This is a genomic window from Myxococcus dinghuensis (assembly GCF_024198235.1).
Lineage (GTDB): Bacteria > Myxococcota > Myxococcia > Myxococcales > Myxococcaceae > Myxococcus > Myxococcus dinghuensis.
In genome coordinates, this window is the sequence record NZ_JAKCFB010000037.1 from 1 (window position 1) to 26396 (window position 26396).

General features: G+C 71.0%; 23 protein-coding genes. 9 read left to right on the top strand and 14 right to left on the bottom strand.

Annotation, left to right across the window (positions count from 1 at the left end; translation table 11 throughout):
- From LZ198_RS33230 to LZ198_RS33245, 4 genes are all read right to left on the bottom strand, one after another.
- The coding region (locus tag LZ198_RS33230; protein WP_253976224.1) for a translation initiation factor IF-2 N-terminal domain-containing protein at positions 1 to 477 on the bottom strand (477 nt) is incomplete at its 3' end.
- A gap of 116 nt (positions 478 to 593) precedes the next feature.
- Entirely contained in the window at positions 594 to 902 is a 309-nt protein-coding gene (locus LZ198_RS33235; RefSeq protein WP_323383171.1) for a DUF448 domain-containing protein, read from the bottom strand.
- A 23-nt stretch (positions 903 to 925) separates the two neighbouring features.
- Positions 926 to 2626 carry a transcription termination factor NusA gene (nusA, locus tag LZ198_RS33240; protein ID WP_253976156.1) on the bottom strand — a complete coding sequence of 567 codons (1701 nt, stop codon included), beginning with the start codon at positions 2624 to 2626 and terminating at the stop codon, positions 926 to 928.
- 63 nt (positions 2627 to 2689) lie between these two features.
- A complete protein-coding gene (locus LZ198_RS33245) occupies positions 2690 to 3175 on the bottom strand; it encodes a ribosome maturation factor RimP (RefSeq protein ID WP_253976157.1) in 486 nt (161 codons plus the stop codon).
- Positions 3176 to 3384: 209 nt separating this feature from the next.
- On the opposite strand from LZ198_RS33245, the gene LZ198_RS33250 reads away from it, so the two are divergent.
- The 6 genes from LZ198_RS33250 (at position 3385) to LZ198_RS43515 (ending at position 9584) form a co-directional block, all read left to right on the top strand.
- On the top strand, positions 3385 to 4188 hold the full coding sequence (locus LZ198_RS33250; protein WP_253976158.1) for a carbon-nitrogen hydrolase family protein: 804 nt from the start codon (positions 3385 to 3387) through the stop codon (positions 4186 to 4188).
- A gap of 67 nt (positions 4189 to 4255) precedes the next feature.
- The gene (locus LZ198_RS33255) at positions 4256 to 4705 is read left to right on the top strand and encodes a FecR family protein (RefSeq protein ID WP_253976225.1); all 450 of its coding nucleotides are present in this window, start codon (positions 4256 to 4258) and stop codon (positions 4703 to 4705) included.
- Positions 4702 to 5604, top strand: a complete 903-nt coding sequence (locus LZ198_RS33260; protein WP_253976159.1) for a peptidoglycan-binding protein LysM — start codon at positions 4702 to 4704, stop codon at positions 5602 to 5604. Before LZ198_RS33255 ends, LZ198_RS33260 begins: the two co-directional genes overlap by 4 nt.
- Positions 5605 to 5623: 19 nt before the next feature.
- Positions 5624 to 7327: an HD domain-containing phosphohydrolase gene (locus tag LZ198_RS33265; RefSeq protein WP_253976160.1), complete on the top strand. Its 1704-nt coding sequence runs from the start codon at positions 5624 to 5626 to the stop codon at positions 7325 to 7327.
- A gap of 75 nt (positions 7328 to 7402) precedes the next feature.
- Positions 7403 to 7741 (top strand): DUF971 domain-containing protein, encoded by a 339-nt coding sequence (locus tag LZ198_RS33270; RefSeq protein WP_253976161.1) that lies wholly within the window; start codon positions 7403 to 7405, stop codon positions 7739 to 7741.
- A gap of 22 nt (positions 7742 to 7763) precedes the next feature.
- On the top strand, positions 7764 to 9584 hold the full coding sequence (locus tag LZ198_RS43515) for a protein kinase domain-containing protein (RefSeq protein ID WP_253976162.1): 1821 nt from the start codon (positions 7764 to 7766) through the stop codon (positions 9582 to 9584).
- Positions 9585 to 9653: 69 nt separating this feature from the next.
- Here the strand turns inward: LZ198_RS43515 and LZ198_RS33280 are convergent, their stop codons facing one another.
- The 5 genes from LZ198_RS33280 to LZ198_RS33300 all read right to left on the bottom strand — a co-directional run bounded on the left by LZ198_RS33280 (position 9654) and on the right by LZ198_RS33300 (position 13315).
- Positions 9654 to 10190 carry a ClpXP protease specificity-enhancing factor SspB gene (locus LZ198_RS33280; protein ID WP_253976163.1) on the bottom strand — a complete coding sequence of 179 codons (537 nt, stop codon included), beginning with the start codon at positions 10188 to 10190 and terminating at the stop codon, positions 9654 to 9656.
- Between the two features lie 36 nt (positions 10191 to 10226).
- Complete coding sequence (smpB, locus tag LZ198_RS33285) at positions 10227 to 10715, bottom strand: SsrA-binding protein SmpB (protein WP_253976164.1); 489 nt, start codon at positions 10713 to 10715, stop codon at positions 10227 to 10229.
- Positions 10716 to 10731: 16 nt separating this feature from the next.
- A complete protein-coding gene (gene panC / locus LZ198_RS33290) occupies positions 10732 to 11586 on the bottom strand; it encodes a pantoate--beta-alanine ligase (protein WP_253976165.1) in 855 nt (284 codons plus the stop codon).
- A 2-nt stretch (positions 11587 to 11588) separates the two neighbouring features.
- Positions 11589 to 12506 carry a 3-methyl-2-oxobutanoate hydroxymethyltransferase gene (gene panB / locus LZ198_RS33295; RefSeq protein WP_253976166.1) on the bottom strand — a complete coding sequence of 306 codons (918 nt, stop codon included), beginning with the start codon at positions 12504 to 12506 and terminating at the stop codon, positions 11589 to 11591.
- 164 nt (positions 12507 to 12670) lie between these two features.
- The gene (locus LZ198_RS33300) at positions 12671 to 13315 is read right to left on the bottom strand and encodes a deoxynucleoside kinase (protein ID WP_253976167.1); all 645 of its coding nucleotides are present in this window, start codon (positions 13313 to 13315) and stop codon (positions 12671 to 12673) included.
- Between the two features lie 223 nt (positions 13316 to 13538).
- Here LZ198_RS33300 and LZ198_RS33305 point away from each other — a divergent pair, with 223 nt between their 5' ends.
- Positions 13539 to 13817 carry a hypothetical protein gene (locus LZ198_RS33305; RefSeq protein ID WP_253976168.1) on the top strand — a complete coding sequence of 93 codons (279 nt, stop codon included), beginning with the start codon at positions 13539 to 13541 and terminating at the stop codon, positions 13815 to 13817.
- A gap of 18 nt (positions 13818 to 13835) precedes the next feature.
- Here LZ198_RS33305 and rsmA read toward each other — a convergent pair whose 3' ends face one another.
- From rsmA to LZ198_RS33330, 5 genes are all read right to left on the bottom strand, one after another.
- Positions 13836 to 14708: a 16S rRNA (adenine(1518)-N(6)/adenine(1519)-N(6))-dimethyltransferase RsmA gene (gene rsmA / locus LZ198_RS33310; RefSeq protein WP_253976169.1), complete on the bottom strand. Its 873-nt coding sequence runs from the start codon at positions 14706 to 14708 to the stop codon at positions 13836 to 13838.
- 14 nt (positions 14709 to 14722) lie between these two features.
- A complete protein-coding gene (gene tsaD, locus LZ198_RS33315) occupies positions 14723 to 15718 on the bottom strand; it encodes a tRNA (adenosine(37)-N6)-threonylcarbamoyltransferase complex transferase subunit TsaD (protein WP_253976170.1) in 996 nt (331 codons plus the stop codon).
- Positions 15719 to 15768: 50 nt separating this feature from the next.
- A complete protein-coding gene (locus LZ198_RS33320; protein WP_253976171.1) occupies positions 15769 to 18495 on the bottom strand; it encodes a response regulator in 2727 nt (908 codons plus the stop codon).
- Between the two features lie 215 nt (positions 18496 to 18710).
- The gene (locus LZ198_RS33325) at positions 18711 to 24602 is read right to left on the bottom strand and encodes a J domain-containing protein (protein ID WP_253976172.1); all 5892 of its coding nucleotides are present in this window, start codon (positions 24600 to 24602) and stop codon (positions 18711 to 18713) included.
- Positions 24603 to 24636: 34 nt separating this feature from the next.
- Complete coding sequence (locus tag LZ198_RS33330; protein WP_253976173.1) at positions 24637 to 25140, bottom strand: tRNA (cytidine(34)-2'-O)-methyltransferase; 504 nt, start codon at positions 25138 to 25140, stop codon at positions 24637 to 24639.
- Positions 25141 to 25157: 17 nt separating this feature from the next.
- On the opposite strand from LZ198_RS33330, the gene LZ198_RS33335 reads away from it, so the two are divergent.
- Positions 25158 to 25520, top strand: coding sequence for a DUF192 domain-containing protein (locus tag LZ198_RS33335; protein ID WP_253976174.1), 363 nt, complete (start codon positions 25158 to 25160; stop codon positions 25518 to 25520).
- Positions 25521 to 25611: 91 nt separating this feature from the next.
- Positions 25612 to 26376: a Stp1/IreP family PP2C-type Ser/Thr phosphatase gene (locus tag LZ198_RS33340; RefSeq protein ID WP_253976175.1), complete on the top strand. Its 765-nt coding sequence runs from the start codon at positions 25612 to 25614 to the stop codon at positions 26374 to 26376.
- The last annotated feature ends 20 nt before the right edge of the window (positions 26377 to 26396 follow it).

Consider the following 26396-nt stretch of genomic DNA (forward strand, 5'->3'; position numbering starts at 1 on the left):
CGCCACCGGGGCGGCGACGGCGGGCGGCGGCTCGGGCGCGGGAGGCGGCTCGGCGACCGGCGACGGCTCGGGCGCGCGCGGGGCGGCCTCCACCGGCGGCTCGGGCGCGCGCGGGGTCTCCGCCACGGCGGCCGCGGACGGCTCGGCGACGAACGACTGGTCGGACACCGAGGTGTCGACCTGGTCGTTGCCCATGGACTCCTGGCCCGCCTCCGAGGAGGCGCCAGTGGAAGGTGAGCCGACCTTGCGGCGCACCACGAACCCCTTCGCCGTCACGGGTGGAGCGGCCTGCTTCGGCTTGCGCTTGTCCAGGATCTTCTGGACGGCGGCGGTCGCCTGGTCGTCATCGAGGGAGGACGAATGGCTCTTGACGTCGTAACCGAGCGCGGAAAGTTCGGTCACGACCTCCTTGTTGTCGAGCTCAATGCCGTGGCCCTTGAGCTCCTTGGCGATTTCGTGGACGCGCTTCTTCGACATATTGCCCTTGTTGGCCTGCTGCACCCGCCGACTCCGGGGCGCAGCACCCTAGCTCAAACCCGAAAATGTGTGCGAGTGGTCCTTAACACCCACTCCCCCCCAACACCCCTTCGCCCTCATGGCGCTGGCGCAAGCACCCATGCTTGCCCGAGCTGCGACGGGTCTACCAACCCCGCCTTCCCGCGAAAGCACCTTCCAAAGGCCTTCCGCTTCAGCGCTGCCGTCAGACAACCGACACCGCACAGGTAGGCGCCCCGTCCGGGCAGCCGCCGCTCCCTGTCCACCACCACCGCACCACCGGGCCCTACCACGAACCGGGTGAGCTCCGCCTGCGGTCGCTTGGACCCGCATCCGACGCACGTCCGGACCGGGCCTGACCACGCGCTCTGCTCACCCGGCTCCGAGCGGCCGGTCGGGCGCCCCACGTCCTCGCTCCTCTCGTCCTAGCTTACGGCGACTTGGTGGCTTCCGCGCCACCTTCCGAAGTCGCCGCCATGGCGCCGCGCTCGGCGTTCAGCTCCGCGCGCAGCTTGGCTTCCTCCACCAGGTAGTTTTCCGCCGCGCTCTTGAGCTGGCGGGCCTTCTTGATGCCCACGCCCGGGACGTCGCCCAGCTTCGCGAGGTCCTTCTCGTTGGCGATGTCCTCCACCGTGCGGTAGCCGGACGCCGCGAGCTGCTCGATGGTCTTCTCCCCAACGCCCCGCACCCGCGCCAGGCGTTCGGCCTGGGACAGCTCGTCGGGGTGGCGTCGGGCCTCGGCCAGCCGGGCCTGCTCCCTTTCATAATCCATGCGGGACAGCTCCGCCTGATCTTCGACCATCCGCTTCCGGGCGGCCTCCTGCATGGAGGGGATGCGCGCGGGGTCCATGCCGGGGATCTGCGCCAGCATCTCCGGGTTGGCGTCCGCGATGTCGCGCGCCTGGCGGAAGCCGTGCGCGTAGAGCGTCTCCACCAGCATCTCGTTGACCCCGGGCAGCGCGCCGAGCGAGCGGTTGGCGAACTCACGCATCTCCCGGACCCGGCTCTCGCTGTTGATGTCCAGCTTCCAGCCGGTCAGCTGGGCCGCCAGGCGCACGTTCTGGCCGCGCCGGCCGATGGCCAGGCTGAGCTGGTCGTCCGGGACGATGAGCTCCATGGCGTGGTTGGCCTCGTCGATGATGACGCGGCTGACCTCCGCGGGGGCCAGGGCGGAGCAGACGAAGCGGGCGGGGTCCTCGTCGTAGGGGACGATGTCGATCTTCTCTCCGCGCAGCTCCTGCACCACCGCCTGAACGCGGCTGCCCTTCATGCCCACGCACGCGCCCACCGGATCCACGTCCGAGTCGCGGCTGGACACGGCGATCTTCGCGCGGCCACCCGGCTCGCGCGCCGCCGCCTCGATGACGACGATGCCCTCGGCGATTTCGGGCACCTCCATCTCGAACAGCTTGGTGAGCAGGTTCACGGAGGCGCGGCTGAGGACGATCTGGGGACCCTTGGACTCGCGCAGCACGTCCAGCACGTACGCCTGGACGCGGTCGCCGGGGCGGTAGGTCTCCCGGGGGACCTGCTCGCGCACCGGCAGCACCGCCTCCGCGCGGCCCAGGTCGACGATGATGTTGCCGCGCTCGAACCGGCGGGCGATGCCGGTGACGATCTCGTTCTTGCGGTCCTTGTACTCGTTGAAGACGTTCTCGCGCTCCGCGTCGCGCGTGCGCTGCAGGATGACCTGCTTGGCCGTCTGCGCCGCGATGCGGCCGAAGCCGCGGCGGAAGGTCTTCAGGCGGAGGATGTCGCCGTACTGGTCGTCCTGGGCCTTGGCCTCGTTGGCGTCCTCGTCACGGTAGAAGATCTGGAACACGAGCTCGTCGCCCGGCTCCACTTCCATGCCCTTCTTGTGGGACTCGGCGAGGGTGATCTGGTTCACCGCCTGGACGGGGTCGGTGATCTCCTCGACGACGGTGATGGCCTGGAACAACTCCACCACGCCCTTCTCGGGGTCGTACTTGGCCTCGAGGTTGCGGTCCTGGCCAAAGTGCTTCTTGGCCGCGGTCTTCATCGCGTCCTCGAGGGTGGCAATCAGCACAGCCCGGTCGATGCCCTTGTCCTTGGCGACCTGGTCCAGGACGAGGTTGAGGTTGACGCTCGGGTTGGCTTGCTGCGTGGGCATGGTGTTCTCCTGAATGGGTCCACGGGCCGCCCCCGCGCGGAGGGGGACCCTGTATGTCGACGTCTAGAACTCGAACTCCAGGTTCGCCTTGGCGATGTCCTTGAAGTGGATGTGGAAGGTACCGGCCCCCTCCACCTCCACCGAGATGCCGTCGCCCGCCACCCCGGTGAGGGTGCCGGTGAAGTTCTTGCGCGGCGGGTCTCCCACCGGGCCGAACGTCTTCACCTTGACCTTCTGCCCCTTCACTCGCTCGAAGTGCGCCGGCTTCTTCAACGGCCGGTCCACCCCGGGGCTGGAGACCTCCAGGCTGTACTCGTGGGGGATGATGTCCTCCACGTCCAGCACCGGATCCACCGCGCGGGAGACCTGACTGCACTCGTCCAGTCCCACCCGTCCGCCCGGCTTGTCGATGAAGAGGCGAAGAACCCAACCCTCCCGCTCCCGGACGAACTCCAGGTCCACGAGCTCCAGGCCTTCACCCGCGACGATGGGGTCGAGCACCGCGCTCGCCCGCTCCTCCACCGTCTGCTTGAGGTTCTTCTCCGACATAACCGGGAAACCAGTCTCCAAAAACGCGAAAAGCGGGCACGGCGGCCCACTTTTCGAGATGCACATCGAAAAATGTCGGGCGCGTCCGTAACACACGCCCCAGCGGAGTGTAAAGGAAGGACGCTCCCTCTAGCGCCCCGTGAAACCTGGACAACAGGTCCAGGAATTCCCAGGGGTTCCGCGCACCGGGCGGGCGTTATAACGGGCCCATGCACCTCATCGCCGCCGCCCAGATGGTGTCCACCGCGGACAAGGCCCACAACGTGGAAGCCGCTACCCGGCTCGTCCGGCGCGCCGCCGAGCTGGGCGCCCGGCTGGTGGGACTGCCGGAGAACTTCTCCTGGATGGGGCCGGAGCCCGAGCGCCCCGCGGCGGCGGAGACGTTGGAGGGCCCCACCCTGTCGCGCATGGCGCAGCTGGCGCGCGAGCTGCGCGTCACCCTGCTCGCGGGCAGCGTGCTCGAATCCGGGGCGCCTGGCGGGCGGCTGTACAACACCAGCGTCCTCTTCGGCCCGGACGGCGCGCGGCTGGCCACCTACCGGAAGATGCACCTGTTCGACGTGGATGTAGGTGATGGAACCACCTATCAGGAGTCCGCGGCGGTGGCGCCGGGGACGGAGGTGGTCGCGGCGGAGACGGAGGTGGGACGGCTGGGGCTGTCGGTCTGCTACGACGTGCGGTTCCCGGAGCTGTACCGGCGGCTGTCCCGGGACGGGGCGACGCTCCTCGCGGTGCCGGCGGCCTTCACGATGATGACGGGCAAGGACCACTGGGAGGTGCTGCTGCGGGCCCGGGCCATCGAGAACCAGGCGTACGTGCTGGCGCCCGCCCAGGGGGGCCGGCACTCGGCCAACCGGCAGACGTACGGGCACTCCATGGTGGTGGACCCCTGGGGGCTCGTCACGGCACGGGCGTCGGAGGGCGAGGGGCTGGCGGTGGCGCCGGTGGACCCGGAGCTGCAGGCCCGCGTCCGCCGCAACCTCCCCTGCCTCCAGCACCGCCGTTTGGATTAGCATAGGGTCTTCCTGGATTCCCCTCCTGGACGGACCCCCTCTCGTGACTGGACGACGCTGGCTCTCCATGCTGCTCGCGCTCGCACTCACGGCTTCGCCACTCGGCTGCGACTCCGAGGACAAGCCGGAGGCGTCGGCCCCGGCCACCGCGCCGCTGCCCGCGCCACGCGCGCACCTGCGGGGGCTCAAGGGCAGCGTGCAGATCAAACGCGCCACGGCTGACGAGTGGAGCACCGCCAGCGACAACGTCCCCCTGTACGAGAACGACAAGGTGCGCACCGAGGCCGGCGCGGGCGCGGACCTCGTCTTCGCCGGCAACGGCAGCACCGTTCACCTGGGGGGTGACTCGCTCATCGGCATCGCGGAGACGCGGCCCCGGCCGGGGCGCCCGCGCACGGACCTGACGGTGCTGCGCGGCCGCATCGACGCGGAGGTCGAGCGACCCGCCACCCAGTCGCTTTCCGTCACCACGCCGGCGGCCACCATCCAGGCGGGAAGGGAGATTGTCTTCCAATGAGGACGGCACTGCTCCTGGTCGCGTGGCTGGGCCTGACCCCCGCGCAGGACTCCACGGTGGTGGGCGCCAACGAGTCGTTGCGCGAGGTGGCCACGCGCGTGCTCGGGGACGCGGCGGCGGCGGCCGAGCTGCGCGCGCTCAACAACCTGTCGTCGGACACGGTCGCGGAGGGCACGCGGCTGAAGCTGCCCGGCCAGGAGCGGGTGCTGGCCCTCAAGGCACTGGAGACCGCGCGCACGCTGCTGGCCCAGGCCAAGGACGCGCCGGGGCTCCCGGAGGCGACCGCCCGGCTCAAGGCGGCCGAGGAGCACTTCCGCGCCGCGCGCTACCCCCAGGCCTCCGAGGCGGCCAACGCCGCCGGCGCGCAGGTGGCCGCCCCGGGCGCCCCCCAGGCGTCCGCCTTCACCGTGCAGGTCCACCCGGACGCGGGCACCACCACCGTCACCGTCACCCGCGGCCCTCCGGTGCGCGTCGAGGCCGAGGGTGTCACCCGGCCCGTGGGCCCGGGTGAGACGGTATCCGTGGAGAAGGGCCACCCGCCCACCGTGCCCCCCTCCCCGCCGGCCATCCCCCGCCCCGAGCAGCCCGCGGAGGGCGCGCTCCTGAAGCGACGGGCGGACGCCCAGGGGAAGCTGGGGCCCGTGAAGCTCGTCTGGGCGGCGGTGGCCGGGGCGGAGCGTTACGAGGTGGAGGTGCTGCGCGACGCACAGCCCACGCCCGTCCTCGCCCAGGCGTCGACCGCGCCCGAGCTGAAGCTGCCGCTACTGCCCGCGGGGCGCTACCGGTGGACGGTGCGCGCGGTGGGCGGCGCGGGCAGGTCGGAGCGCTCGGCGCCACGGCTGTTCGAACTGGCGCCGGACAAGCTCAAACTCGAGGTCCAGAAGGGCCAGTGGCAGTAGTCCCCGGAGGTGTCGCGCCGTGAGTCTGTTCAAGGCCATCCTGCTGTTGATGCTGGTGGTCAGCATCGTGCCCACGCTGATGGTGGGGTGGCTGTCCGTCTCGGACACACGCGAGCTGCTGGTGCGCGACGCGCAGGAGCTGGCGCAGGAGCGCGTGAAACAACTCCGGCTGAAGGCGGAGATCTTCCTGGGCGAGCCCACCGAGGCGGTGATGGGGCTGGCCCGCGTGCCGGACTTCTTCACCCTCTCCACGACGGCGCAGCAGACACACCTGGGCGCCGTGCTGTCGCAACGGCGCGAGGTGCTCGCGCTCACCGTCTTCGGCGCCGACGGCAAGCGGCTCCCCGGACTCCAGGCGTTCTCCCGCCACGACGTGTCGCCCTCCGCGCTCGCTGCGCACGAGGCCCGGGCCCAGGCGCTGCTGAACGGCATGGAGGGACCGCGCTACTCGGACGCGGTGGCCGAGGGCGGCGGCGAGCCGGTGGTGACGCTGGCCTTCCCCGTGGGCGAGCCGGTCCAGGGCTTCATCGCGGCGGACGTGTCGCTGGCGGGCCTCCGGCAGATGCTGGAGCAGGAGCGCGTGGGCAGCACGGGCTTCGCGTACCTGGCGGACCCCAGGGGCCACCTCATCGTCGGCGGGGGTGGCGTGGCCGCGCTCGGAGGAGACGTCTCGCAGCGCAGCCCGGTGGCGCACCTGCTGCGCCAGCGCGCCAGTCCCCTGGGGACGGAGACGTTCCACGTCGGCAACTTCGGCGAGGGGCGGGACGCGGTGGTGGCGGCCTACACGGTGCTGCCGGAGACGGGCTGGGCCATCGTCTCCGAACAGCCGGTGGAGCACGCCTACCGCCAGGTGGAGACGATGGAGCGCCGCATCTTCGTGGGCCTGGGCGCGGCCATCCTCGTGGCGCTGGTGCTCGCCGCGCTCTTCTCGCGCAACCTCACCCGCCCCCTCAAGGTCTTCACCGACGGCGCCATGGAGCTGGCGCGCGGGAAGTTCGGGGTGGAGGTGAACATCCCGCAGAAGAACGAGCTGGGCGAGCTGGCGCTGACGTTCAACTACATGAGCAAGCAGTTGCTCGCGTACGACATGGAGAACCGGGGCCTCTACGAGAGCCTGGAGAAGGGCTACCTGGAGACCATCGTCGCGCTCGCCAACTCCATCGATTCGAAGGACGCGTACACGCGCGGCCACAGCCAACGCGTGGGCGACATCTCCGTGGAGGTCGGCCGGGAGATGAACCTCACCGAGCGCGAGCTGCGGCAGTTGCAGTACGGCGGCATCCTCCACGACATCGGCAAGATCGGCATCGTCGAGTCCATCCTCTGCAAGCAGTCGCGGCTGACGGACCAGGAGATGGCCATCATGCGCGAGCACCCGGCCATCGGCGACGCCATCATCGGGCCGGTGTCCTTCCTGGGCGCGGTGCGCGCGTGCGTGCGTCACCACCACGAGCGCTGGGACGGGACGGGCTACCCGGACAAGCTCCAGGGCGAGGGCATCCCCCTGCTCGCCCGCATCGTCGCGTGCGCGGACACCTTCGACGCCTGCACCTCCACCCGCCCGTACCAGAAGGCCATGCCGCTGGAGAAGGCGATGGAGATCCTCGACAGCCTGAGCGGCGCGCAGTTGGACCCGCAGGTGGTGCTGGCGCTGCGCAGGGTGCTGGCCAAGAAGGGCATCCGCCTGGAAGGCCACCGGCAGCCCGTCAAGCTCGCCTCCTGACGCGTCCTCGCGCCGCTTTGCGTGGGAACGGTGATAGGGAGGCGCGGTACAGTCGAGACCTCGGAAGGTGACACGTTGAGTTTCTGGGACCGCATCAAGCCCGCCACCCCCACCGCCACCGCGACGGACATCCGTCTGTCCCCGGACGGCTCCCTCCTGGAGCTGTCGTGGGACGACGGCGCCCGGACGAGCGCCTCCGCGCAGGTGCTGCGCCAGCAGTGCCCGTGCGCCGGGTGCGTGGACGAGTGGACGAACAAGCGCACGCTCGACCCGGCGAAGGTGCCCGGCGACCTGCGCATCCGGCAGGTCCACCCGGTGGGCAACTACGCGCTGACGTTCGCCTTCAGCGACGGCCACACCACCGGCATCTACCCCTGGAAGCTGCTGCGCGAAGTCACCCAGCCCCTCACCTGAAGCGCGCCCCCGGAGGCCCGACGTGAACCCTCGCTACCGGCTCGTCAGGCCCCTCGCGTCCGGAGGCATGGCGGAGCTCTTCCTCGGCGTCGCCCGCGCCGCCGAGGGCTTCGAGCGCGTCGTCGCCATCAAGCGTGTGCTGCCCCACCTGGCGCGCGAGCCCGACATCGCGCGCATGTTCCTGGCCGAGGCCCGGCTCGCCACGCACCTGCAGCACCAGAACATCGCGACCGTCCACGACGTGGCCCAGGGCCCCGAGGGGCTCTTCCTGGTGATGGAGCTGGTGGACGGCTGGGACCTGGGCGTGCTGCTGCGCGCGGCCACGCGCCAGGGGCACCGCTTCCCGCCCCACCTGGCGACCTTCATCACCCTCCAGACGCTGGCCGGGCTCCACCACGCCTACCGCAAGCGCGTCGACGGGCAACCGCTGCTGATGGCGCACCGGGACGTGTCCCCGTCCAACATCCTCGTGTCGCGCGAGGGTGAGGTGAAGGTGACGGACTTCGGCATCGCCCGGCTGAGCGGCCTGTCCCACACCGAGCCGGGCCTCTTCAAGGGCAAGGAGGCCTACACCGCGCCGGAGGTCCTCGAGGGAGCGCCCGCCACCGCGCAGAGCGACCAGTTCTCGCTGGGCCTCGTCTTCCACGAGCTGCTCACCGGGCGGCACCCGTTCGCCTCCGCCTCGCCGGACGCGCACGCCATCTCCCTGGCCATCCTCACCCAGGCCCCCGCGCCGTTCCCCCCCGATGTCCCCGCCCCCCTGGCCACCGCCGTCCAGCGCATGCTGGCGCGCGCGCCCGAGCACCGATTCCCCTCGACGGAGTGGCTCGCGGAGGTGCTGGCGCGATGGCTCGCCCAGTCCGGCGAGCCCGCGAGCACGCACACCCTCGCCGCGTTCCTCGAGTCGCTGGGGCTTCCCCCCACGTTCAAGGAAGTGGGTGATGGCGAGGGAGACGCCCCGGCCCGCGCGCCAGCTCCGCCATACGGACATGAAGCCGCGCCGGGCCTCGCGGTGGACGTGGACGAGCCGTTCGACATCCCGGGCACCGAGCTGAGCGCGAGCGGACGACTCGTTCAGCGCTGTGCCCGCTGCGGCACGCCTCGCTCCGGTTCGAATGCGCCGTGCGCCGCGTGCGGCACCGTGGCCAGCGGCGCGGTCCCACACGTTGCCCGAGGTGCGCGTTCCCAAGCACAGGCAGACACGTCCCCGAGCGCATCGAACGGCCCCCAGGCGCCTCTCCCCTGGAACACGGAGCGCTTCGCGGCCTTCGGGCCTCGGGAGACCGTCCCGGCGCGCGCGGGGGCCGGCCTCGCCTCCCCCGGGGGACAGGCCCTTTCAGACCTGCCCGCCTCACCGACCCTCTCCCTGGCGGACAGCGTGGCGGCGATGGCCGCTCACAGCACCGCGCCGAGCGTGTCGAGCGCCGGCGCGGATGACCTCCAACTGGAGGAGCGCGCGCCCCGACCCGAGAGCGACTGGGACGCGCCCGTGTCCACGCGACGCCCCTGGGGACGATACGCCGTCGCGCTGCTCGGCGTGGCGTTGGCCGTTGGGGGGAGCGTGTGGCTCTGGCCTCACCGCCACACCGTGTCGGGGCGGTTGATGGCCTCCATGGACCGCCCCATGGCGATGGCGGCCCCCGTGCTCATGCTGCTGAGCGAGCCCACCGGCGCGACCGTCCTCGTCGACGGCAAGTCCGTGGGCACGACGCCGCTCGCGCTCGACAACCTCTACCCCGAGGGCACCGTCCCCGTGCAGGTGAAGCTCAAGGGCTACCGCACGTGGCAGGGGACCTTCCCGGGCGGACAGGCCACGCGGCTCGAGGTGAAGCTCCAGCGCTGAGCCGCGAGGCCCCCTCGAGGAAGGGGCCGCGGCGCCAGGGACATCCGGCGCGGAGGGGAACGCCGCGCCTCACTTCACGAGGCGCAGGTGGCCTCGACGGGGCGGAGGCGAGTCGTCCTTCGGCCCCTCGGGAGGGACCTCCGGCGGAGGCGGCGCGGACGGCGCCTCGTCGTGGGGCTCGCAGGGGACCTCGCGCAGCATCGTGCGGGGCCGCTCGCCGGCGGCCGCGGGCACCGGGGTGGGCGCCGGCTGCGGCGCGGGACGCGCGCCCGGGGCCTGCTGCAGCAGCTCCGGTGGCATGTCCTCCAGGTACATCCACGACTCCTTCGTCACGTGGCTGGCGATGGCGAACAGCGCCGACCACGGCACCGCGACCTTGAAGCGCGAGCCGGAGAAGCTCAGCGTGCTGCGCACGCCCCACTCCCCCACCGTGAGGTCGGGTGGGTCGAAGCGATAGGAGAGGTTCAGGCGCAGGTGCGACTCATTCCGGAGGGAAGCGGGAACGAGCACGCCGGGCCGGCGCGCATCCAGGTGGATCATCACCATCCCCTGGTCCAGCGCGGCCAACAGCCGCTCTTTCTTGTCGAGATCCTTCTTGTCGTCCATCCGCGTTCCCGCGAGGAGCGCCAGGCCACTCGCCGCTCAACGGCGACGCATGGCCCGGTCCATCTCCCGCTTCGTCTCCCGCTCCTTGATGTCGTGGCGCCGGTCTTCGTGCGTCTTGCCCCGGCAGAGCCCGAGCTCCACCTTGGCGCGCCCCTTCTTGAAATACAGCAGCAGCGGGATGATGGAATACCCGCGTTCCCGCACCTTGGTGGTCCACCGGTCGATTTCCGCCCGGTGCATCAACAGCTTCCGGCCCCGGGTGGGCAGGTGGTCGAACACGCTGGCGGCGCGGTAGGAGCCGATGTGGGCATTGAGCAGGAACAGCTCACTGCCCTTGGGGAGCGCATAGGCGTCCGAGAGGTTGGCCACCCCTTCTCGCAGCGACTTCACCTCGCTCCCCGTGAGCTCCAGACCCGCCTCCAGCTTCTCGTCGACGGTGTAGTCGAAGCGCGCACGCCGGTTCTCGGCGATGACCCTCACGCCGGACTCTCCGCCCGGTCCCTTCGACTTTCCACCCGATGCCATACGTGTCCTGGGTCTCCTAACCGCCGAGTTGCATGTTGTCGATGAGGCGTGTGGCGCCGCTGAAGGCAGCCACCAGCAGGCGCGCCGCCTGCCCGGGAGCCACCGAGGCGAGCGGGGTGAGCCGCTCCGCGTCGACCAGCTCCACATAGTCCTCGCGAAGTCCCGCCTGCGACAGCTCGTGTCGGACGGCGCCCACCAACGCCTGGGCGTCCCGGGTCCCTCCTTGGAGCAGCATCACCGCGGCGCGCAGCCCCCGAGAGAGCGAGAGCGCCCGCTGCCGTTCCTCGGCGGACAGGTAGGCATTCCGGCTGCTCATCGCCAGACCGTCGGCCTCGCGAATCGTCGGCATCCCGACGATTTCCGCGCCCAGGTGCAGGTCCCGGTTGAGGGCGCGGATGACCTGGAGCTGCTGGTAGTCCTTCTCCCCGAAGAGGGCCACGTCGGGCCGGAAGAGGGACAGGAGCTGGGTGACGATGGTGGCCACGCCCCGGAAGTGGCCGGGACGCCGGGCGCCGCACAGCCCCTGGCTCACCTCCGTCACCTCCACGTACGTCTGGTAGCCAGAGGGGTACATCACCTCCGGCGTGGGCGCGAAGACGGCCTCGGCGCCCGCGGAGGCGCACTTGGCCAGGTCCCCCTCGAAGTCGCGCGGGTAGCGCGACAGGTCCTCCCGGGGACCGAACTGGGTGGGGTTGACGAAGATGGAAGCCGCCACCGCGTCCACACGACGGCGCCCCTCGCGGATGAGCGAGAGGTGCCCTTCGTGCAGGTACCCCATGGTGGGCACCAGCGCGAGCCGGCGCCCCTCACGGCGCAAGCCCGTCGCCCACGCCTTCACTTCCTCCACACTGCGCAGGACGACGGGCGCCATGCTCAGACCGGAATCCCGTAGATGGGGCCGACCTTCTCCTTCTCACCCTCGGCCGCGGCCTCCGGCGCGGGGAGCTTGGCCCCCCCCTCCGGCGTCAGCAGGCGGATGCCCTTGGTCGCCTTGAAGGAGTGGTCCTCGTCCGGGAACACGCCGTCGCGGACCTCGGAGAAGTACGCGCCCGCCGCGTCGGTGATGGCGCCGTGCAGGTTGGCGAAGCGCTTGACGAACTTCGGCTTGAAGTCCGGGTTCATGCCCAGCAGGTCGTAGCAGACCAGCACCTGCCCGTCGCAGTGACGCCCCGCGCCGATGCCGATGGTGGGGATGCTCAGGCTCTGGGTGATGGTGCGCGCCAGCTCCAGCGGCACGCCCTCGAGCACCAGCGCGTAGGCCCCGGCGGCCTCCAGGGCGAGCGCGTCGTCGAGAATCTTGCGCGCCTGCTCCTCGTCACGGCCCTGGACGACGTAGCCGCCCATCTTGTGCACCGACTGGGGCGTCAGGCCCAGGTGCCCCATGACGGGGATGCTCGCGCGGACGATGGCCCGCACCGTGTCCGCGAACTCGGCGCCACCCTCCAGCTTCACGCTTCCGGCGCCGCCCTCGCTCACCAGGCGACCCGCGTTGCGCACCGCATCCTGGACGGAGACCTGGTAGCTCATGAACGGCAGGTCCGCCACGACGTGGGCCCGGCGCGAACCGCGGGCGACCATGGCCGTGTGGTAGACCATCTGGTCCATCGTCACCGGGAGCGTGGATTCGTGGCCCTGGATGACCATGCCCAGCGAGTCCCCCACGAGCAGGACGTCCGCCCCCGACTGGTCGAGGATGTGGGCGAACGTGGCGTCGTAGGCAGTGACCATGCAGATCTTCTGACCGATCTGCTTGAAGCGCTTCAGCGTGTGGATGGTGACCTTGTCCTTCACGGTTCACCTCCTGAGGGTAAGGGTGGAACGGCATCGCCGGTCCCATGCCCCTCGCCGTCCCCTGCCGGGGATCGCCGGAGGCCATGCGACCGACGCCCGCACTCTAACGCCCTCGCGACGCGCATGGGGCGACTTCGAGCGGACGACCCGCCAGGAGCCTGGAATCAGGCCCGGCGGGACCCCTTCGGCACGTAGTGCTGGACCCCGGACGTCGCCTTCGAGATGGCCGTCAGCAGGTCTTCCCGATCTGCCTCGTTGTTCACGAAGTCGATGTCGGAGGTGTCCACCACGAGGAGGGGGGTCTCCGTGTAGTGGGAGAAGAAGGTGTTGTACGCGTGGACGAGCCCCTCCAGATACGCGGAGTCGAACTTGCGCTCGAACTCGCGGCCGCGCTTCTTGATGCGCGACAGGAGCACGTCGAGGCGGGCCTGGAGGTAGACGACGACGTCCGGCTTGGTGACGCGGGGCCCGAGCGCCTCGAAGACGCGCTCGTAGAGGGCCAGCTCGTGGGCGTCGAGGTTGAGGTGGGCGAAGATGCGGTCCTTGGCGAACAGGTAGTCGCTGACCGTGACGGAGCGGAAGAGGTCCTGCTGGAACAGCTCCTGCTGCTGCCGGAAGCGCGACAGGAGGAAGAAGATCTGCGTCTGGAACGCGAACTTCTGCCGGTCCGTGTAGAAGCTGGAGAGGAACGGGTTCTCCTCCACCACCTCCAGGACGCGCCGGGCACTCAGGCGCTCGGAGAGGATGTTGGAGAGAGACGTCTTGCCCACGCCGATGGGCCCCTCGACCACGATGTAGCGGTAGTCCATCCGCCGAGGCCTCCCGACCCGGAATGCACAGTGCGACCCGCCGCGCGCGTTCGTGTCGCGCGGCCTCGCGGACGCGCGGATAACACAACATGGACCGCGCGCGTCCGGCAATTTTCCACGGACCTCCCGGGACGTGAAACCCCAGGGCTCGCTTGACGCTCCGGAGGGCATCCCCTACGGTCCGCCGCGATTCCATGGCGTGTGCGCGGGGTGGTCTCCGGACATGAGCGGCAGGCAGCGGGTGAAGACGGTGGTGCGCCTCGAAGAGGCCCGCCAGAGCACCACGCCCAAGGCGCCGGCCGCACCCGTCGTGGAGCCGGACCCGCTCTATGGCGTGGTCCTCCTCAAGACGGCCCTCGAGCTCAAGCGTCGCAAGGACGGCACCGTGGACGACATCCTCCGCGGCGTGCTCGCCCGGATGCGCATCCCGGAGGCGGAGTTCCGCGCCTACCTGGAGCAGCAGGGTGGGCTGCTCCAGGCGCTCGGGCAGCGCGGCCGGTAGGGCCCGCGCGCCCCTCCCCTACTCCTCCGCGTCCTCCGTCCGGGCCTCCGGCGCGGGCGCGCCCGGCACCACGGAACCGAGCGCGCGCTCGATGGCGGCGAACTCCTCCGGCGCGAGCGTCTCCGCGCGGCGCTGCGGGTCGATGCCCGCCGTCTCCAGCGCGGCGAGCAGCACGTCCGGCGGCGCCAGCGTCTTGTCGGACTTGAGGGAGTTGAGCAGCGTCTTGCGGCGCTGGGCGAACGACGCCTTCACGACGCGGGTGAAGCGCGCCTCGTCGACGATGGGCGCGCGCGGCGCGGCGCGGCGGGTGAGCGACAGCACCGCGGAGTCCACCTTCGGCGGCGGGTGGAAGCGCCACGCCTCCAGCGTGAGGACGTTCTCCGCGTCGAAGTGCAGGCCGAGCAGCACCGTGAGCAGGCCGTAGTCGCGCGAGCCCGGCGCAGCGGCCAGCCGCTCCACGACCTCCTTCTGGAGCGTGAACACCGCGCGCGAGACGTGCGCGCGCTGCTCCAGCACCCGGAAGAGGATGGGGCTCGTCAGGTGGTACGGCAGGTTGCCCGCGACGGCGACGTCGGGCGCGCCCGCGACCTGCGCGAAGTCCACGGTGGCCGCGTTGCCGGCCACCACGCGCACGCCGGGGATGGCCTCCTTCTCCAGCACCGTCACCATGTCCCGGTCGCGCTCCACCGCGGTGACGCGGGCGCCGGTGGCGGCGAGGAAGCGCGTCAGGTGGCCCAGGCCGGGGCCCAGCTCCACCACGGGCTCGCCCTCGCGCAGGTGCAGCGCGTCCGCGATGGCCTCCAGCGCGTCCTCGTCCCCGAGGAAGTTCTGGCCCCAACTGTACTTGGCGCGCAGGCCGTGCCGCTTGAGGATGTCTCTTGGCGATTCCACCGGATGTCCCTCGCTCACATGCGCCACGCGGGGTCCGCCGCCAGGCGGAAGTCCCCACGAAGGCCCCGTCGCCACGCCTCATACCCCGCCACGGCGATCATCGCGCCATTGTCCGTGCACAACCGCACGGGCGGCAGGAACATCCGCAGCCCCCGCTCCTCCGCGCGCTGCTTGCACAGCGCCCGCAGCCGGGAGTTGGCCGCCACGCCGCCGCACAGCACCAGGTGCTTGTGGCCCAGCCGGCGCGCGGCGGCGACGAGCTTCTTGGACAGCACGTCCGCCACCGCCTCCTGGAAGGACGCGCACAGGTCCGACAGCGCCTGCCCCTGCGGCACGCCGTGCTTCTGCACGTGGTGCAGCACCGCCGTCTTCAGGCCGGAGAAGGACACGTCGAAGTTGTCGCCCGGCAGCGCGCGAGGGAACCGGATGGCCTCCGGGTCCCCCTGCTGCGCCAACTGGTCGATGGGCAACCCGCCGGGGTACGGCAGCCCGAGGATGCGCGCCGTCTTGTCGTACGCCTCGCCGGCCGCGTCGTCGCGGGTGCTGCCCACCAGCCGGTACTGACCGAAGGCCTTCACCTCGTAGAGGCTGGTGTGGCCCCCGGAGACCACCAGCCCCAGGAACGGCGGCTCCGGCGCGTCCTCCAGCAGGCGGATGGCCAGCAGGTGGCCCTCCAGGTGGTTGGCGCCGACGAAGGGCTTGCCGGTGGCGAGGCTCAGCCCCTTGGCCACCTGCAGCCCCACGAGCAGCGCGCCGATGAGGCCGGGGCCGGACGTGACGGCGATGAGGTCGATGTCGTCGAGCGTCTTGCCCGCGCGTGACAGGGCTTCGTGGACGACCGGCATCACCTGGACGATGTGGTTGCGGGAGGCCAGCTCCGGCACCACCCCGCCCCAGCGACGGTGGATGTCCACCTGGGTGGAGACGACGTCCGACAGCGCGCGACGGCCGTCCTCGACGACGGCGGCGGCGGTCTCATCACAGGAGGTTTCCAGACCGAGGACGAGCAAGGCGACTCACTTCACTTCCAGAGACGGGGGCGGACCGCTCCGCCGCCTGCTCACTTTCCGATGGTATCCAGAATCGAGCGGACCTCTTTGGCGGAAGCCCCCGTGGGTTCCAGCAACAGATACTTCTTATAGGCCTCCGCCGCCTGGGTATTCCGCCCGGTGGACTGGAAGGCCATGCCCAGCGACAGCCAGGCGCGGGAGTTCTTGTCGTCCTCCCGGACGACGTCGCCCAGCAGCTTCGCCGCCTCCCGGAACGCGCCCTCCGACTCGAAGCCGTTCACCAGCGCGATGCCCAGGCCCTCCTTGGCCTCGATCGACGCGGGCTTGAGCTTGAGGGCCTCGCGGTAGTTGGACGCCGCGGCCTTGTGGCGGTTGCCCACCGTGGCGCTGCGCGCCTGCTTCATGAGCTGGGCGAAGCGCTCCTCCGGATTGACCTGGGGCGGCGCCTCGACGACCGCGCCCCCGGCGTCCGCGCTCGCCGTGGGCAGCGCCTGGACCCCGGCCGTCCCCGAGTCCGCCCCCGTGGCGACGGGCGCCTCGACGATGGCCGCCCCCGAGTCCGGGCTCGACGTGGTGGGCGGCGGCTGGGCCACGGCCTGCCCCGCGTCCGGCTCCGGTGCGGCGGTCGTTCCTTCCGGCGTCTTCACCGACTCCGGCGGCGTGGGTGTCTTCGTGTTCGTGGAGGACGCCTGCGACCCGGGCGCCGCGACGTTCGAGCTCTGGACGGGCGCGGCGTCGGCGGGCGGCTCCCCCCGGCCGAACATCAGCACCGCGGCGACGGCGGCGATGAGGACGAGCCCCACGCCGACATAGAGCCCCGTGCGCTTCGGACGCACGGCCGCCACGTCCTCCGCGACCGTGGGCGCCGGCTGGGGCGCGGGCTGTGGAGACGGGGTGACCCCGGGCGTCGGCGCGACCACGGGCGTCGGCGCGGCGGACACGGGGGCCGGGACCGGAGCCAGGGTCAGCGGGGCCGTCGGCGTCGGCGGCTCCTCGGTGACGACCGGCGCGGGGCGCTCTGGTGCGCCGTGCCCCGGATAGGGCGGCAGCGCGAGCTGCTGCGGCGCGGGGACCGGGACCTCCTCGACCTCGGCGACCGGGTCGATGTCCACGGCCGGCCCTTCCTGGCCACTCACCAGCGTCACCTCGGACGAGGGCGGTGCCGGCGTCGGCGGGGGCACGGGCGGGAACGGATTGGGGCCCACGGCGGCGCCGCCGAAGATGGGCGCGCGCGGGGACGACGTCGGCTCGGGGGCGAACGCGCTCGCGGCGGGAACCCCGACCGGCTGCGCTCCGGACGCCTGGAAGGCACGCGGGCCCGGGGCCCACCCGGACGCGGGGCCCCACGTGGTGGGCGCGCTGATGCCCTCGGTGTCGACCCGGCTCCAGTCGAGCAACAGGCTGCGGTGCGCGTGCTCCACCGCGCGGTGGGCCGGAGGCGGCTCGACGAGGAACGACGACCCCTCCGCCACGGTGGGCGGCAGCGTGGGGGCCTCCGGATCCTCCTCCGCGTTGCCTCCGCCAAGGAAGCGCTTGGGACGCGCCGGGAAGACGACCACGGCGGCCGGCGCCACCGGGCGGGGCTCGACCGGGGCCTCGACGGGTTCGACCGGCTCCTCCTCCACTCCCGCGGGCGGAGCGAGGACACTCGGCGGCATGGGGCGCGCGGGCGGCGCCTCGACGGCGACGACGGCGGGCGGCGGCTCCGGCTCCACGGGCGCGGCGACGGGCTGCGGCGCGACCGGGGCGGGCTCCACGGGCGCGCTCGGCGGCGGAGAGGCGTTGAGCCACTGCTCGATACCGGGCTTGCTGCTCTGCACCGGCTCCAGCGGGGCATTGCCCAGCTCGCGGATGAGGCCCTCGAAGTAGAGCTTGCTGATGATGCCCAGCGCGGCCAGGTCCTCGAAGTCCGAGTCCTCCACCACGCGGCTCAGCGCGCGCTTGCCGTCGAACAGGCGCAAGAGGCCGTTCACCTCGTCCGGAATCTCCGAGAGCCGGTCGGCGAGCTGGTGGTAGTCGATCTCGAACACCGTCTCCAGCGGAGGCAACTGCTCGAGCATGCGGCCCCACTCGTCGAGGCGCCGCATGCCCTCCATCAACAGGCCCTGCGTGGAGATCTCGATGCGCTCGGGCCGGTCCAGCGAGGTGAACTGGACGTCGAACTGTCCCTCGAAGGTATTGAGCAGCCGGTAGAAGGCGTTCTCGCCCTTGAGCCGGCCCAGCTCCGCGTCGATGACGCGACCCTCCTTGAAATAGACGGTGCCGGTGCGCTCGCCCTGGATGGAGATGACGCCCGTCTTGCGGCCGATCTCGAACGTCTGGACCAGGTCCACGACGCCCATGTCCGCGAGGCTGCCGCCGAAGCCGCCCTTGGTCGTCTCCCGCTTCTCGATCCTCTCCTTCTCCGCCTTCTGGAGGATCATCTTCACGCGGGTGACGATCTCTTTGATGTAGATCGGCTTCGTCAGGTAGTCGTCGCCACCGAGTTCCAGGCCGCGCACCTTGAACTCGACGGACTTCTGGCTGGTCAGGAAGACGAACGGGATGAACTTGAAGCGCTCATCCGACTTGAGCGCCTTGCACAGCTCGAAGCCGTCCATCTCCGGCATCTTGGTGTCCGCGAGCACCAGATCCGGCGGGCTGATCTGCACCTTCTCGATCGCATCCTTGCCGTGAATGGCCGTCGTCACGGAGAAGCCAGCCTTCTTGAGGCTGACCTCCATGACGCGGAGGCTCTTCGCGTCTCCATCCACCAGGAGCAGGTGCTGCTTGGCCACGGTTACTTGCCTTTCATCACGGAAGACGACTCGCGAAGAGCCCGGCGCGGGGAGCATCCTGCCCGCTTTCCAGGCATGTCAATGGGTTGGAGCGCGGCGGGAGCAGGCTGGCCTCCCGCCAGCCGGGAGGTCCCCGGGCGCCCCTGGGGTATGTCCCACTCGGGTCGCTTCGAGCCTCGAGGAGGGGGTCGCATGACGCGGAGCGGGAGCGGCCCTCAGCGGAAGAAGCCGCCCTTCTTGGGTGGGTTCTTCTTCCGCATGTCGATCAGCCGCAGCTCCTGGTTCGCCTCCAGGTGCTTGGAATTGGCGCGCACCGCTTCCCGGAAGTGCTTCTCCGCCCGGTCCATGTCGCCCTCGACCCGCGCGATGACCCCGAGCTGATAGTGCGCCCGGTCGCAGTTGGGGTCGGCCCGCACCGCGTCCAGCATCATCTGCTTGGCCTTGGCCATGTCCGCCTTGCGGGCCGGATCCATGTAGATGGCCCAGGCGCGAGCCGCCAGGTAGGTGGCCTTCGGATCCAGGGCGTGGGCGCGCTCGTAGTGATCCGACGCGGTCAGGAAGTCGCGCTTGCGGAAGTAGACCTCGCCCATCTTGTACAGGTCGTCCGCGCTGCTCTCCGGGCGCCCCGGAGCCGGGCGGCCACCGGAAGACGCGGCCGGAGCGGCGGTGGCCACGGGGGCCTTGGGCAGCGACTGCTGGGCCTGGAGGGTCTGGATGTAGGCCTTGCGCCGGGCGTCGTCGTAGAGGACCTCGTAGGCCTCGCGGATCCCCTCGAAGACGGAGGTGATCTTCTGCGACAGGTGCGGCAGCGTGGGCGGGAGGCGATCCGGGTGGAACACCTTCGCGAGGCTGAGGAAGGCGGCCTTCACCTGCTCGCGCGTGGCGTCCTGGGAGACGCCGAGCACGTAGAAGTGGTCGCGCCGGGCCTGGACGTCGGCGTAGCGCTGCTCGATCTGCTGGGCGTGGCGCGCCTCGTCCGGCTTGGGCGGCTCGGTGGGGGCGGCGGGCTGGGTGGCCGCGGCGGCGGGGGTCGTCGGCACGGCGCCCACCGGGGCCGTGGCCGGAGCGGCGCGGGCGCCCAGCACGCCCATGTTCTCCATCGCACGGCGCAGCAGGCGCTGTCGCCGGAGCTTCGCTGCCTCGTCGGGGTTGGAGGGATCTGCCGCCACGTCGTCCTCGTCGAAGTCCCAGTCGTCCAGGTCTCCGGACGGCTCGGCCCACGCAGTGTCTCCAGTTGGCTCCCCGTTGTCACCGGGGAAGGGGTCGAAGCTGGACTCGATCGTCGCTTCGACGATGGCCTCGACTGGCGGCTCGTCGCCGCCGACGTTCGCCTGATTGACATCCGAGCGGACGAGCGTTTCCAGGTGGGCATCCACCTGCTGGAGCGCCGCCTCGAAGGAGGCGGTCAGGTTTTCGGCGGCCTCGTCCTTGTCGAAGGAGACGATGCGCCAGAGGTCTTCGTCGCTGGCCCGGGGAGCCGCCGGGCCCAGTCGCAAGGGCGGCGGCGCGGCGACGGGCGCGGGCTTCGCGGTCCAGAGGCTGTCGGAGGGCTCCGCGCGGGCAGGCTCGGCGCGCGGCGGAGGGCCCACGGGCGAGAGCACCGGGGGGCCGGCCTTCGGCACGGAGGGCTGGCGTGCCACGGGCGTGAGCACCGGGGGGCCCGAGCCAGGACGCGACGGGAGGGCGGGCGGCGTCGGCAGTGGCTCCGACTCCGGCATGGCCTCGGCCCAGAATTCGGGCTCGGGCTCCGCCTCCAGCAGCGGGAGCTCCGACTCCACCTCGTCGGCAGACGTGAGCGCCGTCTCCTTCGCCCGCCATGATTCGATCTGCACCGGGACCTGGTCCTTGGTCCGGGTGGGCGGAGTCGTGCGCGGTGGCTCGTCGGCCAGCCAGGACTCCAGCGGCTGGGTCCGCGAACGGCGCCGGACCTCTTCCAGGTCATGCGCGAACTCGGCCTGGGCCTTCTCGCGTGCGGAGCGCAGCGCGTCGCGGCTCTCGGTCTGGAACGAGAGCCCCCCCTGCGGGGAGGACGCGAGCGGCGGAACGTTGGTGGACCAGGAGGACGACTCCGATGGGGATGGCTCCTCGGAGTCCGCGAGGAGGATGTCGCCGACATCGAGCGTGAGGGCCTCGGCGTCGTCGCTGACAGGGCCGATGGCCGGCGGGGACTGGCGAGCCTCCGCCTCGAGTCGGGCGGCCTCGACCAGACGCGCCTCTTCCGCCTGGCGCGCCTGCGCCTCGGCCATGAGCCGAGCCTCCTCGGCCTGACGCGCCTGCTCCGCGAGACGCGCCTCCTTCGCGCGACGTACCGCCTCCGCGCGACGCCGCTCGATCTCGAGGCGGATCTCCTCGGCGTGTCGTGCTTCCTCAGCGCGATGGCGCTCCTCTGCGAGGCGGGCTTCGTCGACTAGCCGGGCCTCTTCGGCGAGTCGTGCCTCTTCCGCAGCCTGCCGAGCCTCTTCGGCGAGTCGAGCTTCTTCAACAAGCCGGGCCTCTTCCGCGAGTCGACGCTCCTCCGCGAGCCGAGCCTCTTCCTCCGCACGCAGACGGGCCTCTTCCGCCAGCCGAGCCTCTTCAGCCAGCCGAGCCTCTTCCGCGAGGCGGGCCTCCTCGGCCAGTCGAGCCTCTTCCGCGAGGCGGGCCTCCTCCTCTTCTCGCAGTCGCGCCTCTTCGGCCAGCCGTGCTTCTTCTGCGCGCAGTCGCGCTTCCTCGGCGAGGCGGGCCTCTTCGGCCAGCCGCGCCTCCTCCGCTGCTCGCAGACGGGCCTCTTCGGCGAGGAGGGCCTCCTTCGCAAGTCGTGCCTCTTCGGCGAGGCGTGCCTCTTCCTCCGCACGCAGCCGAGCCTCTTCCGCAAGTCGAGCCTCTTCCGCGAGGCGGGCCGCCTCCGCAAGTCGAGCCTCTTCGGCCAGACGTGCCTCTTCTGCAAGGCGAGCCGCTTCCGCGAGGCGGGCCGCCTCCTCTTCGGCCAGTCGCGCCTCTTCGGCCAGTCGCGCCTCTTCGGCGAGCCGACGCTCCTCCGCGAGTCGGGCCTCTTCCTCCGCGCGGAGTCGCGCCTCTTCAGCGAGCCGAGCCTCCTCCGCCAGCCGACGCTCCTCCGCGAGTCGGGCCTCTTCCGCCAGCCGAGCCTCTTCCGCGAGGCGGGCCGCCTCCGCCAGCCGAGCCTCTTCGGCCAGTCGTGTCTCTTCGGCGAGTCGAGCCTCTTCCGCGAGGCGACGCTCCTCCGCGAGTCGGCCCTCTTCGGCCAGTCGCGCCTCTTCGGCGAGACGACGCTCCTCTGCGAGCCGGGCCTCTTCCTCCGCACGCAGCCGGGCTTCTTCGGCCAGTCGGCGTTCTTCCGCTAGGCGCGCTTCCTCCGCTATCCGAGCTTCCTCCTCTGCTCGCAGCCGGGCCTCTTCGGCTAGGCGACGCTCTTCGGCCAGACGCGCCTCTTCTTCAGCACGAAGTCGAGTCTCTTCAGCGAGACGCGCCTCCTCAGCGAGGCGACGCTCTTCGGACAAGCGTTCTTCCTCGGCAAGACGTGCCTCCTCTGCAAGGCGACGTTCCTCTTCCTGTCGTGCCTCTTCTTCTGCACGCTGTCGGGCTTCTTCGACGAGTCGTGCCTCTTCTTCTGCGCGGATCCGAGCCTCTTCCTCCGCACGAAGCCGAGCCTCTTCTGCAAGGCGACGCTCCTCAGCGAAACGGGCCTCCTCTGCCAGCCGAGCCTCTTCCGCGAGGAGTGCTTCTTCCTCCGCACGCAGCCGGGCTTCTTCCGCCAGGCGGGCCTCCTCCGCCAGCCGAGCTTCTTCAGCGAGACGACGCTCCTCAGCCAGTCGAGCCTCTTCGGCGAGGCGGGCCTCTTCGGCAAGTCGTGCCTCTTCCTCCGCACGCTGCCGGGCCTCCTCAGCCAGTCGAGCCTCTTCGGCGAGACGACGCTCCTCCGCGAGCCGAGCCTCCTCCTCCGCACGCAGCCGGGATTCTTCAGCGAGCCGAGCCTCTTCCTCCGCACGCAGCCGAGCTTCTTCCTCCAGCCGGCGTTGTTCGGCCAGTCGCGCCTCTTCTTCGGCGCGAAGCCGATCTTCCTCCGCCAGCCGAGCGTCTTCCTCAGCACGGAGCCGGGCTTCTTCCGCTAGCCGAGCTTCTTCGGCGAGACGGCGTTCCTCCGCGAGTCGGGCCTCCTCTGCCAACCGACGCTCTTCCGCGAGTCGGGCCTCTTCCGCCAGCCGAGCCGCTTCAGCGCGACGGGCCTCCTCCGCGAGACGGGCCTCCTCCGCCAACCGATGCTCTTCGGCGAGTCGTGCCTCTTCCGCAGCCTGCCGAGCCTCTTCGGCGAGTCGAGCTTCTTCAACAAGCCGGGCCTCTTCCGCGAGTCGACGCTCCTCCGCGAGCCGAGCCTCTTCCTCCGCACGCAGCCGGGCCTCTTCCGCGAGTCGACGCTCCTCCGCGAGCCGAGCCTCTTCCTCCGCACGCAGCCGGGCCTCTTCCGCCAGCCGAGCCTCTTCCGCGAGGCGGGCCTCCTCCTCTGCACGAAGTCGAGCCTCTTCGGCCAGCCGAGCCTCCTCGGCCAGTCGAGCCTCTTCGGCCAGCCGAGCCTCCTCGGCCAGTCGAGCCTCTTCCGCGAGGCGGGCTTCCTCGGTGAGGCGGGCCTCTTCGGCCAGCCGCGCCTCCTCCGCTGCTCGCAGACGGGCCTCTTCGGCGAGGCGGGCCTCCTTCGCAAGTCGTGCCTCTTCGGCGAGGCGTGCCTCTTGCTCCGCACGCAGCCGAGCCTCTTCCTTGAGACGGGCCTCTTCCGCGACACGCGCCTCTTCTGCGAGGCGAGCCGCCTCCTCTGCACGAAGTCGAGCCTCTTCGGCCAGACGTGCCTCTTCTGCAAGGCGAGCCGCTTCCGCGAGGCGGGCCGCCTCCTCTTCGGCCAGTCGCGCCTCTTCGGCCAGTCGCGCCTCTTCGGCGAGCCGACGCTCCTCCGCGAGTCGGGCCTCTTCGGCCAGTCGCGCCTCTTCGGCGAGCCGACGCTCCTCCGCGAGTCGGGCCTCTTCGGCCAGTCGCGCCTCTTCGGCGAGCCGACGCTCCTCCGCGAGTCGGGCCTCTTCCGCCAGCCGAGCCTCTTCCGCGAGTCGCGCCTCTTCAGCGAGCCGAGCCTCCTCCGCCAGTCGCGCCTCTTCAGCGAGCCGGGCCTCCTCCGCCAGCCGACGCTCCTCCGCGAGCCGAGCCTCTTCCGCCAGCCGAGCCTCTTCGGCTAGACGACGCTCCTCCTCGAGTCGTGCCTCTTCGGCGAGCCGACGCTCCTCCTCGAGCCGGGCCTCTTCGGCCAGCCGCGCCTCTTCGGCCAGTCGCGCCTCTTCGGCGAGCCGACGCTCGTCCGCGAGCCGGGCCTCCTCCTCCGCACGCAGCCTGGCGTCTTCCGCCAGTCGCGCCTCTTCCGCGCGTCGAGCCTCTTCCTCCGCACGCAGCCGGGCCTCTTCCTCGCGTCGAGCCTCCTCCTCCCTCCGTGCCCGCTCCCGCGCCTCCCACTCCTCGACCGTCAGGGACTCGACACAGCCCTCGCGCTCGAGCACGAGCAGCAGGGCCTCCCGCGCAGGCGTGAGCGCCCCGGGCATCCGGAACGACTCCAGCGTCGCGAGCAGCTCCCGCTCCGAGGCATCCGTCAGCCACGGCTCGCACGCCGCCATGTCGACACAGCGATACACCCGCGCCCCGGAACTCCGCGCCCTCGGCCGCTCCAGCGCCGCGCGCACCACCCGCGAGCCGGCGATGGGACGGAACTCCTCCTCCACGCTCCCCGGCTCGAACGCGGCCACCTCGGCCAGCTCACTCAACCGCCGCACGTGGGCCAGCACCTGCTGCTCGGCCACCGTGTCGGGTCGGAGCCCGTGAGCCTCCAGCAGATCCTCGTCCGGCTCCCCCGTCCCGCCCCGTGCCCACAGCGCGTCCAGCGCCTCCGCGCTCAACAACCCGCTCTGCAGGAGCGCCTGCGCCGGACTCTGGAACCCGAACCCCAGCCGCGTCCCCACCAGGTCGCCGCCGCGCAACGTCAGCCGCGATTGCCGCCCCCCGGCGGACAACGTCAGCCATCCGGTGGCTCGGGACTTGTGGGCGGAGTACAGCGCTTCGGCGGCCTGCGACGGGGTCATCCTGCCGCGCAGTGTAGTCCCTCCCGAGGTCCCCTCAACTTGCCGGGGGCCCACGCCCGCCTGCCCCCGTGAAACATACCTGTCGCAGGGCCTCGTACGTCCCAATCCCCACCGCCGTGGACAGGTTCAGGCTCCGACGCTCCTCCAACATGGGAATCGTCACCGGCGTCCCCGTCCCCCCCTCCATCACCTCCGGCAGGAGCCCCGTCACCTCCGAGCCGAACACCAGGTGGTCCCCCGCCTCGAAGCGCGCCTCGAACAGCGACGTCTCCGCCCGGGCGGAGAACAGCCACCGCCGGGCCTCCGGGTACTCCGCCACGTAGGCCGAATAGGTGGGATACAGCCGCAGGAAGACCTTGTCCCAGTAGTCCAGCCCCGCGCGCTTCAAGTGCCGGTCGTCGATGGAGAAACCCAGGGGCTCCACCAGGATGAGCCGACACCCCGTCACGGCGCACAGCCGGGCCACGTTGCCCGTGTTGGGGGGAATCTGGGGGGACACCAGGACCAGATGCAGAGGACGCGCCAGGGGCTCGAGCATGGGGTAGAACGCGCTACATGCGCTGGAAGGTGATCAACGAGACGCGACAGAAGCCGCTGGCGGACCAGGCCGAACGGGCCACCACGTTCGCCCGCCGCTTCAAGGGGTTGATGGGGGTGACCCGGCTCGACATGGGCCAGGGGCTCCACATCCAGCCCTGCAACTCCATCCATACCTTCTTCATGCGGATCCCCATCGACGTCGCCTTCCTGGACGCCCAGGGGCGCATCGTCAAGCAGATGATGGCCCTGCCCCCCTGGCGGACCACCTCCGTGTATTTCCAGGCACGCTCCGTCCTGGAGCTGCCCGCGGGGGTGCTGGCCGCCAGCGGCACCCAGGAGGGCGACCGCCTGAGCTTCGAGCCCGCTCCCCCGGCCTGAAAGCCCCGACCCGCACGTCTTTTGACCGATTTCCGAGCGCTTTGGTAACTTCCGCCCCGAGTTTCTCGCCCCTTTGGAAGAGTCCCCGCGCATGCGCATCGAGGTAGCCGGCAGCACCCACGTCGGGATGAAGCGGAATCACAACGAGGACAACTTCCTCATGCTGCCCGAGGAGCACCTCTTCATCGTCGCGGACGGGATGGGTGGCCACTCCTCGGGGGAGATCGCCAGCCGCATCGCCGTGGACGAGCTGGGTGAGTTCTACAAGATGACGTCCAAGGACCAGGACAGCACCTGGCCCTTCAAGATGGACAAGCAGCGCAACTACGACGAGAACCGGCTGGCCACGGGCATCAAGCTCGCCAACGCGCGCATCTTCGAGCGGGCCAGCAGCGAGTCGAAGTACAAGGGCATGGGGACGACCATCGTCAGCGTGCACTTCGCCTCGGACGTGGCCTACGTCGGGCACGTGGGCGACAGCCGCGTGTACTTCTTCCGGTCCGGGACGCTGAAGCAGATCACCGAGGACCACTCGCTGCTCAACGACTACCTCAAGGCGAAGAAGCTCTCGCCCGAGGAGGTCGAGAACTTCCCGCACAAGAACGTCATCGTCCGCGCCCTGGGCATGAAGGAGTCCGTCCAGGTCGACGTGTCGCGCGTCGAGCCGCAGGTGGGCGACGTCTTCCTGCTGTGCTCGGACGGCCTGAGCGGCATGGTGACGGACGCGCAGATGCAGGAGATCCTCGCGCGCACCCCGGAGCTGGACAAGGCCTGCTCGCAGCTCATCGACATGGCCAACGCCGCGGGCGGCAACGACAACGTCACCTGCATCCTGGCGCGCTACCACGCCAACTGAAGCCCCGGGGCCCGCCTCAC

Excerpts from the sequence above, each read along its gene's own strand:
- nusA (WP_253976156.1), bottom strand. The coding sequence starts at position 2,626 with ATGCCCACGCAGCAAGCCAACCCGAGCGTCAACCTCAACCTCGTCCTG.
- LZ198_RS33245 (WP_253976157.1), bottom strand. The coding sequence starts at position 3,175 with ATGTCGGAGAAGAACCTCAAGCAGACGGTGGAGGAGCGGGCGAGCGCG.
- LZ198_RS33250 (WP_253976158.1), top strand. The coding sequence starts at position 3,385 with ATGCACCTCATCGCCGCCGCCCAGATGGTGTCCACCGCGGACAAGGCC.
- LZ198_RS33255 (WP_253976225.1), top strand. The coding sequence starts at position 4,256 with ATGCTGCTCGCGCTCGCACTCACGGCTTCGCCACTCGGCTGCGACTCC.
- LZ198_RS33260 (WP_253976159.1), top strand. The coding sequence starts at position 4,702 with ATGAGGACGGCACTGCTCCTGGTCGCGTGGCTGGGCCTGACCCCCGCG.
- LZ198_RS33280 (WP_253976163.1), bottom strand. The coding sequence starts at position 10,190 with ATGGACGACAAGAAGGATCTCGACAAGAAAGAGCGGCTGTTGGCCGCG.
- smpB (WP_253976164.1), bottom strand. The coding sequence starts at position 10,715 with ATGGCATCGGGTGGAAAGTCGAAGGGACCGGGCGGAGAGTCCGGCGTG.
- panC (WP_253976165.1), bottom strand. The coding sequence starts at position 11,586 with ATGGCGCCCGTCGTCCTGCGCAGTGTGGAGGAAGTGAAGGCGTGGGCG.
- LZ198_RS33300 (WP_253976167.1), bottom strand. The coding sequence starts at position 13,315 with ATGGACTACCGCTACATCGTGGTCGAGGGGCCCATCGGCGTGGGCAAG.
- LZ198_RS33305 (WP_253976168.1), top strand. The coding sequence starts at position 13,539 with ATGAGCGGCAGGCAGCGGGTGAAGACGGTGGTGCGCCTCGAAGAGGCC.
- LZ198_RS33325 (WP_253976172.1), bottom strand. The coding sequence starts at position 24,602 with ATGACCCCGTCGCAGGCCGCCGAAGCGCTGTACTCCGCCCACAAGTCC.
- LZ198_RS33330 (WP_253976173.1), bottom strand. The coding sequence starts at position 25,140 with ATGCTCGAGCCCCTGGCGCGTCCTCTGCATCTGGTCCTGGTGTCCCCC.
- LZ198_RS33335 (WP_253976174.1), top strand. The coding sequence starts at position 25,158 with ATGCGCTGGAAGGTGATCAACGAGACGCGACAGAAGCCGCTGGCGGAC.
- LZ198_RS33340 (WP_253976175.1), top strand. The coding sequence starts at position 25,612 with ATGCGCATCGAGGTAGCCGGCAGCACCCACGTCGGGATGAAGCGGAAT.